The 13,671-nt window shown below is 49.3% G+C and carries 7 protein-coding genes; all 7 read right to left on the bottom strand.

Features of this window, described 5'->3' with window-relative positions; all coding sequences use genetic code 11:
• Positions 1 to 543: 543 nt before the first annotated feature.
• Positions 544 to 2,739: a glycoside hydrolase family 88/105 protein gene (locus tag AC1DUA_RS04915; RefSeq protein ID WP_477498649.1), complete on the bottom strand. Its 2,196-nt coding sequence runs from the start codon at positions 2,737 to 2,739 to the stop codon at positions 544 to 546.
• Between the two features lie 81 nt (positions 2,740 to 2,820).
• A complete protein-coding gene (locus tag AC1DUA_RS04920; protein WP_477498650.1) occupies positions 2,821 to 4,380 on the bottom strand; it encodes a type 2 periplasmic-binding domain-containing protein in 1,560 nt (519 codons plus the stop codon).
• Positions 4,381 to 4,553: 173 nt separating this feature from the next.
• Positions 4,554 to 6,917 (bottom strand): helix-turn-helix domain-containing protein, encoded by a 2,364-nt coding sequence (locus tag AC1DUA_RS04925; RefSeq protein WP_477498651.1) that lies wholly within the window; start codon positions 6,915 to 6,917, stop codon positions 4,554 to 4,556.
• Between the two features lie 73 nt (positions 6,918 to 6,990).
• Entirely contained in the window at positions 6,991 to 7,857 is an 867-nt protein-coding gene (locus AC1DUA_RS04930) for a carbohydrate ABC transporter permease (RefSeq protein ID WP_477498653.1), read from the bottom strand.
• 54 nt (positions 7,858 to 7,911) lie between these two features.
• Positions 7,912 to 8,889: an ABC transporter permease gene (locus tag AC1DUA_RS04935; protein ID WP_477498654.1), complete on the bottom strand. Its 978-nt coding sequence runs from the start codon at positions 8,887 to 8,889 to the stop codon at positions 7,912 to 7,914.
• A gap of 280 nt (positions 8,890 to 9,169) precedes the next feature.
• On the bottom strand, positions 9,170 to 10,702 hold the full coding sequence (locus tag AC1DUA_RS04940) for a sulfatase family protein (RefSeq protein ID WP_477498655.1): 1,533 nt from the start codon (positions 10,700 to 10,702) through the stop codon (positions 9,170 to 9,172).
• Between the two features lie 7 nt (positions 10,703 to 10,709).
• A partial coding sequence (locus AC1DUA_RS04945) for a glycosyl hydrolase (RefSeq protein WP_477498656.1) occupies positions 10,710 to 13,671 on the bottom strand: 2,962 nt, incomplete at its 5' end.

A 13,671-nucleotide genomic window follows, 5' to 3' on the forward strand; every position in this document is an offset into this window, starting at 1 on the left:
CATCGTTACCGCACCCTCCGCGCGCTTCTCTTAAAGTGCAACGATGTTTTTCATCGTTGCACGAGCATCCCCCCGCGTATCCGTGCTGCTTACGCCATGTAACGATGTTTTACATCGTTACCGCACCCTCCGCGCGCTTCTCTTAAAGTGCAACGATGTTTTTCATCGTTGCACGAGCATCCCCCCGCGTATCCGTGCTGCTTACGCCATGTAACGATGTTTTTCATCGTTACRCACCCTCCGCGCGCTTCTCTTAAAGTGCAACGATGTTTTTCATCGTTGCACGAGCATCCCCCCGCGTATCCGTGCTGCTTACGCCATGTAACGATGTTTTTCATCGTTACCGCACCCTCCGCGCGCTTCTCTTAACGTGCAACGATGTTTTTCATCGTTACAGAAACTCCAACCCTATTGGCAGGGAGACTAATACCTCCATCTTACGAAGGAACGGTCTTTTTCTTATTTACAAATAAAAAAAGAGGTGTCCCACCATTTTCATGGCTCTTGGGACATCCTCTATAATAAGTCACAACTTCTATGCAATTACGAAAAAACCTCATCAGTCGCTGTCTTCCTCGAGGCCAAATGACGCTCTAGCTGCAGCACTTCAATGCCGGCAAGCAACACAATACCGATGCCATGCGTATCATTAATCAGCCAGGAAAGGTCGTCTTTATAGTAGCCAACGCTATACGAGTATCCAGAACCGCGACACACACCATACACGTTGCCGAATTTATCGATGGAGATGCGGGCCATCCCATTCCAGCCCTTGTGAATCGCCGCGATATACGTCTCTGATTCTGTTAGCCAGCCATATCTTACGCCGCGAGCAAAAGCATACAGGAACATCGAGGTGCACGAAGTTTCCTCATACGATGCAGGCTCTGTTAGCACTTGGTGCCAGAGGCCATTCTCCCCTTGCAGGCGCAAGTAGCCTTCGCTCAGTTCATTGAAGAATTGCAGCAGCTCGTTGCGCTGTGCATGGTCGTCAGGCAACACAGCCAGTAATTCGGACAAGGAGAAAATCACCCAGCCATTGCCGCGGCCCCAAGCAATTTTCGTGGGCTTGTCGATCCCGAAGTCATAGACGTGAGACATAATTTGCAGCTCAGGGATGTACAATTTTTGCTTGAATTGGATGAATTGATTGGCTGCATCTTCCAGGTAACGGATTTCACCAGTTCGCTGGTAGCAGCGACACATGTACGGCACGCTCATATACAAATCGTCGCACCACAACGTTGCGTTCGGGAAATCGACATGCTTCGGCTTGCGGTACAGCGATCCATCAGGCAGTCKATCCTGCTTGTTGCTAATATAATCCGCGATCACATCCGCAATCCGCTCCGCGCCTTGAAGTGGCTGGTTTTGCAGCGCAAGCAGCATGGTGGCTCCGAAAGAGCCGCAATCATCCAAGCTATCCAGTGTAGCCAATGTGTTCAGCACACCGGAGGCGCCGTATTGAGCTTTATCCCAGCCCGCATAGGTGTAGAGCCGCGTGCACGTTTCAATGTGTTTGTACACATATTGCAGCAAATCGTCACGGCCGAGCAGCTTACCGGTCTGAAGCATCCCATATAACGTCACGCCAAGCGGATAATTCCACTTGCCGAACAACGCATTCTCCGTGAACGGTCGTACCCACGTGTTCGGCTGATCCAGCCGCCAGAACGTTCCGCCCTCTTGCGTCTCCACCAATGCAAACAGCGAGGTTTCAACATCAGGCATCACATCCTTGGCACCGAACGGCCCCACATACAGCCATTCGTCCTTCGCCCCATGTATTGGATAAGGCTCTATTTGCTCAATGTCTGCCGCAAGGGGCTCCAGACGAAAGCCTGCGCTCCCGTTCGCGCCAAAGCATTGAATGACGAGGTTATGCTCACCGTATGCTAACTGCAGCGCGACATGGAAAGCGCCTGCTTGATCCATGCTAGCTTGCAGTTCTCCATCTACATATATCGCAACGCGCCCTTCCGCATGACCGCTTAATTCAACATGCCGCAGCTCAGCCGAAAATGAACGAAGTTTCGTCCACGCGAGGACATACCTGTCGCTTAGTTCGCCGAAGATGCGGGCTACCGGGTTCATCGCCTGCTCGGCATCACTCCACTCCAGCTTCGGATACCAAGCGATGTCGTGATCGGCTTCCGTGCTTCCCTCGCCTGGAAGCTCACTCCAAACATGATCCTGCGGCGCAGTGTAGATCCATCCTTCATGGCCGAATCGCTCGGGTGAAGGTGCTAGGAAATGAATCGGGTTGCTCTTATAAGAACCTGGTCCAAGAGAACCTCCGCAGCCCGCTTCCGTCTTGGTAAACTGGAACACCAAGTGATTCCAGCCTTTCTTCATCTGAATCGTAACGACGGTTCTTCGTTGTGGATTCAGTTCATCCGCGATATTCGCTTTATAAATGGGTTGCCCATTCGCATACAAAATGAGCGGGCCATAACAATGCAAAATAAAATTGAGCGGCGTTTCCACGTCACTCCAATATTGTGACCATGCGTAGACGATCTGCCCGTTCTGAATCTCCGGGAACCGATTTACAAATTGAAAGTCATAACTATAATCGTGTTTCTTCAATATGCCATTGGCACAAAAAGCTCGGTACGCCATCGGATGAGGTGGGTTATTGCCTATATATCTGTCGGCTACGGTAGCTAATATTTCGCTTACGCGGTCTCCACATTTCGTAAAAATGCTTTCATTGATGTCGATGTAACGCTCAGCCATGGTCTCTTCCTCTCCAATCCCAATGAAAAAGGGGCAGAGTCGCCCCGCCCCTTGCTAGATTCAACATATTTCCCATGAAACTTATTTTGCGGCTGCGCCACCGCTGCGTTTCTGGTACGCTTCCGTCATTTCTTGGCTCATTTTCGCCAAATCTGCATMTGTTTTGGCTTTGGCAACAAAATCGTCCCATGCGGTAATCGGCTCACGACCCAGGATGATTTTTGTTTTCAAATCCTGTACTTTTTTCTCAAACTCAGGCAGCAGCTTTTGCGCTGTTGGCGAGTACAGACCGATACTGATATCGGCTACGCTTGTTTTGGCACGATCATCTTGGATCTTCATGAACAGATCGTTCGCTTCTTTCGGGAAGTATACCTTCGTAGAGCTCGCATATGGATCAGCTACATAGACAATTTGGTTAAAGTCAGGGCCATTATCTTTGGCCAGCTGCTCGGTGTTAATCACTTTTTGGCCATCTTTGACCGTGTGATCCACACCTTCAATGCCGTATTGCTGAATGGCGAATACATCGTCATTCATCCACGTATCTACCATTTTCAGGATACGTTTCATTTTCGCTTCAGGCACGGATTTCGGGATAGAAATCATACCGGAGAAGCCAGGACCCTTCGGGTTGTATCCATTCATATTGGTCAACGGATAGAAATCAGTTGGCTTCATGTTCGGATCGATTTTTTTCAACAATTCGTAGTGATCGTTCATCGTGCCTGCTTTATCCATAATAATGCCTGCTTTGTTGCCGTTGAAGAGATCCGCTGCCTGTGATAGCTTGTAGGATGCGAAATCTTCCGGTAACAGCTTATCTTTGTAYATTTTTGTCAAGTACTCAACGGAACTGCGAGTTTCAGGCAGCAGCGCGGTATTCACGATTTTGCCGTCAACCAGCTTCCACTTGTCGTTTTTCACGTTCGCGCCAGTGAAGCTGTTCTCAATCATCGCGAGCGTTCCCATATCTGCCGGAGGCGTCATGAAGGAAGCAAGTGCTGTTGTATCGTTCTTGCCGTTTTTATCCGGATCTTTCTCCGTAAAGGCTTTCATAACCGTGTACAGCTCGTCGGTTGTTGTTGGCACCTGCAACCCGAGGTTGTCGAGCCAATCCTTGCGAATGATGAAGAAGGAATCGGCTTCAGCTGGGCGAGGACGCGGAATACCGTAGTTTTTGCCATCCTGCATTTTCGTTAGATCCCAAGCCGTTTTGGAAACTTTGGAATTCAAGTTCGGGTAATCTTTGATGTAAGGGGTCAAATCCCAGAAAGCGCCTTGCGTGACCGAATTACGGAAAACCGATGTGAATGGATCGTTAATCGTAATCAAATCAGGAATATCACCGGATGCCAATGTCACATTCAACTTATCCGTATAGTTGTTACCGGACACCCATTGAATTTTCATTTTAGAGTTTGTTGCTTTTTCAATCGCCTGTTTGATTTTGTTATCATCTGCTGCCGGAGACGGCGTAAGCAGAATCGTCATGATGTTAACTTCAAGAGGTGCTTCAGTTCCGCCTGCGGCACTACTTCCTTTATCCGTTTTGTTACCGCATGCAGCCACGACACTGGATAGTGCCAGCATCATTATCATCGAGCCCAAGACAACTTTCTTGCTTTTTCTTACTTTCATTTTGTGATCCTCCCTTGTTATGAACTTCTGTGTATCGAACGCCTTAACAGAGCACAAGGTAGACAATAGTACATTCCACTTTGATCGACAATCGGACTTTTTTGTACCGTCATTTCCGCACGTCTAGGACTATCTTGCAGCTTGCACATCGATGCACCAAGGCCCGAAACCCCTTATTCCTTGCGGTTTATCTCGCGGAATTGACTTGGTGTAATCCCTTCGTACTTTTTGAAAAGCCGATTGAAATAACTATGTTGATAGCCGATGGCATCCGCGACTTCGTTAATCTTCATGTCCGTTTCGACGAGCAAAGACTTGGCGTTGCTAATCCGAATATTCGTCAGGAAATCGATAAAATTAATGCCTGTTATCTGTTTAAAAGCCCTGCTTAACGTATAGGGACTTGTGCCGAATAAATCCGCGCACGATTCGAGCGATAATGGCGTCATGTATTGCTCACGCAAATGAACGATCACTTGCTCAATGATCTGCTTGAAGTGGTAATCCTGCCGCGAGATCATCTCCTGAACGAAGACCGCAATCACTTTGTGCTGAAACCACTTGAGCATTTGCTCAGGCTCTTTAATTTGCGCAAGCTGCTCGAACAAGTTCACGCTGCCGAACAACTGCACTGGATTCATCCCAGATTGCAGGGATGCATATCGAATGCTGCCTAAGAGCTGCAGCATGCCTTGCTGAAGCATAAATTCTGTCGAGCCGTTCGCCGCCAATTCCTTCATAAATTGACCGATCAAATCAACAGCGTCTGACTCCTGGCCGTTGCGAATAGCATTAATCACTTCTTTATCCAAAGTGAACGGGTAGCCGGTTTCCTTAAAGACATTTAGCTTGGAAAGCAGCTCCGTCTTAATAATCTGATTCTCGTCGAGCAGATCTCGATATACCAACGCTTGCTTCACTTCCTCGAACAAATGTGGAATTTGTTTCACGTTGTGAACCCATTTGCTGACCGATATCGTAACCTGCATTTTCAGAATTCGGTTGATCGCTAGAATGATTTCCTGACACACCTGCTCCAAGTCATCCTCTAACCAGGTTAGCGGGTGAGATACGGGAAAGGATAGCAGGACCCCTATCGAAAAGTTGTGGAAATTGATGATTTCCGCTTGCTCATATTGGCTTTTGAACAACTCATCGATAATGTTGGAGGCAGCGTACGTCACGAGGCTTTCATCCCCCTGAGAGAACCTTCCCTCGAGGTTGGCGAAACCCGTCAATTGAATCACAAGCGCAACAAATTGACGTTCCTCCGTTTCCCAGCCATATCGCTTCATCCGCTCCTTCATGTCACTCTCTTGCAGAGAAATCAAGTAGCCCTGCGCCAGCTGCAGGAAAAATCCCTCTCGCAGAAGCGGCATTTGCTCTTTCAGTTTGTGCCGCATCGTCTCGGTTTCTTTGGACATATGCTGCCAATGCTTCTCGATCATGGCAAATTCGTCCTTCACCTCATCATTTTTTTCACCGGACAGCAGGGTCAGCAGACGCTGTACAGGATGATAGATTCGGCGGGACACGAACCAAGAGAGCAGTAGTGCAATGAGCAAGCTAGAGAAACTAATAACCAATATCCACTTGGAAATGGAGACGACCGGAGCTGTAATTGACGATAACGGCGCTGCGGAGATATACACCCACTTTTGGCCCATCCGGTTAAAATGACCATACGAGACAGAGTACGAAACCTTCTGATACTCAAATAACAACGATTCAGGCTTCGTATCGTTCACCGCTGCTTCTCCTAAATCCGCTTGATGTTTCATGTAGGCCTGTTTGAGCTCTTGATCGAGTTCCGCTCCATCCGCCCCGCTGCTGCTCGATAAATTCCAGCTCGCCTCTTCATTGAATAGCATCGTAACACCCTCATCATAAGGAGTTAGCGTTTTGAGCACCTTTAATAAGTTTTCTTGATTGAGTGTGGCAACAAGAGCACCGAAGGGCTCGGTGCTGTCGCCGGGAATTTTATTAACAATCGTAAGTGCCTGTTTGCTCGTTCCTTGAAGCTTCGGAAATGTCCAGAACATCGACTTATCATGCTTAAGCAAGTTCTCGTAACTCTCGACATCGGTTGGATCACTAAGAAATTTGTACCGTTCCGTTGTAAAGACGAGCGGACGCGGCTTGTCGAGAAACAGCTCTACATGCTGCAGAAAAGGATGCGAACTTTCAAGTGACAACAGAGTCCGGTACATATCCTGAACCGTCTCGTAATTATAAGCAAAGTTAATCGTCTTCAGCTTATCGTCAAACTTGGAGTCGAACGCCCAATGCGATACGGTCATTTCGAGAAAGGCAAGCTGGTCGTCGATATTCGCCGCCCGGTTCGTAATCTGATTCTGATGAAGTCCCTGGAGCTCTTCCTCCACGTTGTTCGTAGCGATCCAATAAATACTAAGTCCGGTGATGAGCCCTGGAATACTTGCCATAATGAGGATCATCGCAAGACTCTTCCAGAAAAACCGATTGTTATATTTATATTTTTGAAAATAGCCGAGTAACGTAGCCCCAATTCCAGTCAAGATGCTCACCTTCCAATAACCAATTTTCTACACGATTCGACATCTAGAGCTGGAATCCCTTCCCTTCAAGCCGTTACCCCTTAACCGAGCCTACCATGGCACCTTTGGCAAAATGCTTTTGCAAGAAAGGATATACCAACAAAATCGGAACCGTTGCTACAATCACTGCAGCCATTTTTAATGTTTCGGATGGCGGCGGAACGGTAGAAACATCCATCCGCAGATCCGTGTTATTCGCATTCAGCAAAATGTTTTGCAGCATAACTTGAAGCGGCCATTTGCTTGCATCGTTAATATAAATCAGAGCAGTAAAGAACTGGTTCCAGTAAGCGACCGCATAAAACAATCCGAATGCAGCTAGCGAAGGAAGCGACAACGGCAAAATAATTCGGAAAAAAGTCGACAAGTCGTTGCATCCGTCCATCGAGGCTGATTCCTCCAGCTCGGCAGGAATGCTATCGAAAAAGCCTTTCATCAAGATAACGTTCCAACCGCTCGCAAGTGCCGGTAAAATGAGCGACCACAGGCTATCAATGAGGTGCAATTCACGTACCAGCATATAGTTCGGGATCATACCTGGATTGAACAATATGGTGACTAGAATGGCAATCAGGGCAAATCGTCTGCCGCGAAGCCTTTTTCTGGATAAGGTATACGCCAGTGAAGCGGTGACCACCAGGCTGAGTGCCGTACCGACAAGGGTCACATAGGCGCTTACACCGATCGATTTCGGAAAAGCGCCCGTCGCCATCAGAAATTTATAGGATTCAAGCGACCATGTCTTTGGAAAAAGCACGAAGCTTTCCTTCAAATATTCCGTGGGATCGGTAAACGAAACGACAAACACATAATACAGTGGGAAAAAGGTGATGATACCAACCAGACCCAGCATGATGATGTTACCTATGTTAAACAATCGGTCTCCCAGTCCTACTTTCATATAATTCCCTCCTAAGGACATGGCTATAGCCATGTCTCTCCATAAATATGGACGTTAATAAACCCCTTCTTCGCCCATTTTTTTCGAAATCCAGTTTGCCACGATAACCAGCACTAACCCTACAAGCGATTTGAACAAACCAGCGGCAGTACTGTAGCTGAACTCGCCTTGTTGAATACCAACCCGGTATACATAGGTATCGAATACTTCAGCCACCTGAGAAACAGCGCCATTGTACATCAGGAATACCTGCTCAAAACCAACATCGAGCATATGGCCGAGGCGTAAAATGAGCAGTGTGATAATCACGTTGCGGATCGCCGGGAGTGTAATATGCCACATTTGGCGAAGTCGCCCCGCCCCATCAATTTTAGCGGCTTCATAAACCCCTGGATCAATGCTTGCCATGGCTGCCAGAAACAGAATAGTTCCCCAGCCGCATTCTTTCCAGATCGATTGCATCGTAAGCATGCCCCAGAACGTATCTGGATTCGTTAGAAAATCAATCCTGGTTAAGCCCAGCCCTTCCAGCATTTTGTTAACCAAGCCTTCACCTTTGGCAAACATGAGGAACGTCAAGCCAGAAATAATGACCCAAGACAAAAAGTGTGGCATGTATACGATCGATTGAATGACCCGCTGATACACCACGCTGCGAAGCTCATTCAAGAGCAATGAAAGCACAATGGGCAGTGGGAAAAAGAGCACGAGGTTCATCAAATTAATAGCCATCGTATTACGGAAAAGCAGCATAAAGTCCGGGTTCGTAAAAAAGCGTTCGAAGTGCTCGAACCCCACCCATTCGCTGCCGGTTATGCCAGCAAACGGCGAAAAGTTTTGAAATGAAATGACGACGCCCCACATAGGGGCAAATTTAAATATTAGAAAAAACAATGCGCCCGGCAGGCCCAGCAAATATAAATATCTGTCACGCCTTAGATCCTTAAGAACGCCTCTCTTATGCCACTCTCGGGATTTCGGTGATTTGTCAGATGCCGTAGATTCTGGTTGTGCGAATGCCATCCTCTCCATTCCCCTTTCTAATTTTTTTCTCGTATGATTAACAACTTAGATTAAAACCCTACCGTTGACAATCAGACAATATTGCCCGGGATGAAGACAATTTTGTCGCAACTGGAACAGAAGGTGAGACTATTTTGCCGATTGAGACAATCTTGTGCAAAAGTATAGAAAGCGCGCCACAATAGGGTTATTCGTTCTAATGGGCACAAAGAAGGGGCGTCCCTTGGTCAGTTATGACACTTGGGCCGCCCCTTCCTATTCCTCGCTGTCATTAGGAGGAACCTTTCCTTTAGTCCATCGCCGCAAGCCCATGCCGGTCATAAAAGACCGGTCCGCGGGACCAGACGCATGCCAAATGCATCAGAAGCTCCCCCGTCATGCGTTCACGGATCCTTGCATAGTTCTCATCGGCATACACATTATGCCATTCGTTAGGATCCGCTGCTAGATCGTACAGCTCTCCTTGAAACTCGCCGATTCGGCCAATAGCCTCTCCGAGCTTGCCAGGCATATACAGGATCAGTTTGTAATCCTGCTTTCTCCACATCAAGGCAGGAGCTGAATGATGCGGTTCCGCTCCTTTGCCATGAAATTCGCAGAAGGTCCCAAGACGCTGCGTCTCTCCCAGCAGATCAAGCCCAGGCAGCTGCGGATTGTTCGGCAATCCCGCTACCTTGGATAACGTCGGCACGAGATCCACCAGCTCGGCCGGGCGGTCGTCCACCGAACCCTGTACCGCTTGCGGCAAATAACTTCCTGCCAGGATCATCGGTACACGGACACTGCTTTCATACAGACAATATTTGCTGAAGCGGTATTGTCTCTCACCTAGCATCTCGCCATGGTCGGAGACGAAGACGATCAAGGCATTGTCTAGCCGTCCTTGCTGCTCCAGCCGCTCCAGCGCCTTGCCCAAGTAATCGTCAAGCCAGGAGCAATTCGCCCAATAGCGAAGCGTTGTTCGCTTGCGCTCCTCCGGTGTCATCGCTTCCCATACATGCCGTTTCTCCCAATAGTTGATCTGGCTGCTCTCATTAACAGCATCGGTCTCGGCTAGATGGGTATCCTGCTCAAGCTCCCATGGCGGCTGAGCGATATCCGGGATCTCGTTAATATCGTATAGATCTTCGAATTCCTTCGGCACATTGAAGCCGGCATGCGGTTTTAAGAAAGAAAGATACAGAAACAACGGACGCGACTCGTCCAGTCCCTCTTCGATGAACTTCAAACATTGCTCCGCCACCCATCCATCACGGTGCCAATGCGTCGGTACTTGACTCGTACAGCCGAGATAACCTTTGGAATTCTCCTCGCCGCCACCGTAATCTTTCGTTTCTTCATAATAAGCAGCGAGCCCCTCCGGCTCGGCATCCCCCATCATGACAGCGCCATCCTCATAATGTCCGCTGTCGCGGGACAGCCCGACAGCCCGAACTTCGAAGCCGCGTGTAGAAGGAACTGGATTTTGCACCCCGTGATTCCAATGGGTTTTCCCGAAGCCCGCGGTCTGATATCCTGCTTGTCGCATCAATTCCGGAAGCGGATCGCTCGGCAGCTTGTCTTCCTCGTATAACCCGCCGTGATTGGTTCGCACACCGAGCTGCGATGGATAATAGCCGAACATCATCGAGGTGCGGCTAGGCACACACATCGGCGCTTGACATACCGCCTGGCTGTAAGTGATTCCCTGTGCTGTCAGTTTATCGATGTTTGGTGTATGGATATGCCGGTTGAATTTACCAATACAATCCCAGCGCTGCTGATCCGTCATGAAGAAGATAATGTTCGGTTGGGTCGCTGCTTGTTCCGTGTTGTTTGGCATGGACGTCTTACTCTCCTTCCGGGTTCTGGTAGGACTGTACCCGCTCGGCTGTATAAACTGGCTTCAATTCGTGCTTCGCATAATCAAAATATTTGCCTTCCAGCATGCCGATTAACGTGTTGGTCACGCGAACTTCGATACGGTTCATGCCTTCCATCAGTATCGATGTGCGTCCGCTGAAGCGGTACGGCAGCCAAGCACGCGCTCCAAGTGACACATTGTTCACCAGCACTTCCGCCACGTCGTGGAACTCACGGTCCAGTCCTTCAAATGTTAGCTCGAAGCTGTCCCCTTCCGGTAATTGGTCAAGCTGAAGCTCACGGCTGAAAGTCATCGTCCCGCCAAAATACGGATAACCCGCATATGGACTTGCAGCTAGCGGATGCTGCTGAGCGACTGGACGCTTCAAGACGGGACGCTGCTCAGCGTCAAAGCCAGTTTGGAAGCTCCCTGTTAAATACAGCGCATCGATCAGACCATGCCAATCCTGCTCGACCGTCACCTCAACCGAAATATCGTTAACACCAGGCCGCAGATACGTTGTAATATCGCAGCCTACGTTCATGTAGTCATATAAAAAGTGTCGCGCAAAATCCGACTTCTCCAGACGATGGCCGTTAATTATAATCGAGCCTTCTCCGGCAAGCGCTCCTTGATCCATCACAAGAAACACCCGATCAAGCGGGTTTTCCACGACGATGGTTGTGGAATACCGGGCTTGAAGTGGATAAGCCAAGCTAATGCGCATCGGCGTTCCGAACAACTGGCTCATGTGTACTGGCAGCTTCGTCGAAGCAGCTAGGTCCGCACACTGATCAATGAACGTTTTGACCTGCACCAACGGTGCGTCCTCTTCCGCTCCCGATTCTACGCTGTTAACACCAGGAATCGAGAGATAAAACGCATCCAACCGCACCGCGTTATCCTCATCGGTATGCATGGTCCATAAGGTCGACTCGGACGCATCGATCTTGAACTCCCAAGGTTTGCTTGGCAAGGCTTGGGCAGCTGATTTGCGCGTAACACGGAAAAGTCTGGAYTCGTAGGCACCCAGTACGACCGGGAACGTCCAGCCGTTGTTAGCAGGTTCAGCCTGTGCAGGCTTCTCGTCGCCGCGATCCAAGGATAGCTCTGTAAACAGAGCCTCATTTACCACATTTTCCTCCCAGAGAGCAGTTGAAATTTGCAAAGACAAATCGTGCTCCGCCTCTTCCTGATTGCTTACGAAGATAAGGAAACTGTCCGCATCGATTCGGCGAGTCTGCATGAGAATGCTGCGTCCGCCGTTTGCCGATTTCAGCTTCACCGCCAGCGGATGAAGCTCTTCAAGCAGCGTTGACAGTCTGCCTAACACCGCAGCTTCGTCAGCTGACGCCCTGAATGGCAAATGATACGCGTTCGCAGCGCCTTTGGACCACGCCAGAGCTGATTCGGCGCCTTCGTTCCAGAATTGTTCTCCGCCAGGCTGCTGCAAACCGAAGACGCTCGCTGAGGAAGCCGCGTCCCAGCCATTCGTTTCAATCGCATGATACGGCAATTGGCCCATGCTGATTACTGTTCCACCTTGCGCAAGGAACATTTCCAGCTTCGCCCATGCGCCACTCTCCAGATTGGTCATTGGCGGCACAATCACATGGGTATAGCTGGCATCGCCTAGCCTAATCACACCGTCCTCCACCACCGCTTCCGCCAGGAGTCCCGTGTCCAAATGATCGTAATCCCTGCCGCCGTAGGTCAGCTCGTTGCAAATACGTGTCCACCATGCTTTCAAATCGTTAAGCTTGCGCTTCTCATCGGCGTTGATACCGCCATAATCAAAATGGTGGAAGGGATTGCCCATGTAGGCCCACAGTGATGTGGTCGGTTGAAGCACCGCTGTACGAATGTCCGCTTCGCCGCAGCTCATGACATAGCTGATCCGTCCGACGTAATCGCCGAGTTGTCTAAAATAGGGCCAATATGGATTCTGCAGGAACTGAGATGGCGGCGCGTCATGCTTCATCAGCGCATCAAGTGTATAGAAAAAGGCATGGAAGTTAAAAAAGTTCGTCCCTTGCGCGGCCATACGATCAATCATCCACTTCGCGTCCTGGAGCGTCATTGACCATCCCACACTATGGAAGCACTCAATTAAGTTGCGCTCACGGCCGAACTGGCGGGCAATGGAACTGACCATTTTGGCGCTGGAACGAAAGCTTTCTGCCTGATTATTCAAAATCCAATCCAGCGAACGCCCGAGCTTTTCATGCGCAGTATCCCCACCGGGCACATGACTGTACCGCTGGGTGGTATGCCGAACTGACGGCACTTCGGTCACGTATTGAAGCTCATGCCGTTCACACCAATCATGTACTTGCTTATGATAAGTGCTGAGCAGAAGCTCATGAATGGCTTGATAGTAATCGTAACGAATACGAGCCGAATATTCCCCTTCTTCATACAGAAGTGCGTGCRGATGTTCACGCAGATCATAACCATTTTGCTCCATGAAAAATGATGGCAGTTGCGGCGACCACGGCAGGTTCCCCAAGAGCCCGATCTCATCGGTAAACATGCCCTTGATCGTACCGCCGAAATATTCGCCCAGATGCTGAGCATACTTGTCGTGTGTCAATCGAATGAACGTGGCCATTGCCTCATAATTGCAAGGATCGACGAATGTCCCATAGTACTTGAAATCTTCGATTTCCTTCTCCTGCATAATCAGTACTTCCCAATTACCTGGAGGCGCTGTCCACTCCATCTTCTGAATCGTGCGGTAGGTGAAGAACCGCTTTTGGTTGTAACTCGTCAAGCCCGCTTTCTGAAAAATCGGCTCCGCTTGGAAATTCCCGATGGATGAACGGACATCCACCGCCTCGTTCCAAAGCTTGTCACCTTCGGCGCTGACAGGAATCGCTTTTGCATACAAAATACGCGCCCATGGGAGCTCCAGGGACAGATGCTCTCCACCCTGCACCCTCTCGGCC

Source organism: Paenibacillus sp. 01T422 (assembly GCF_056398785.1).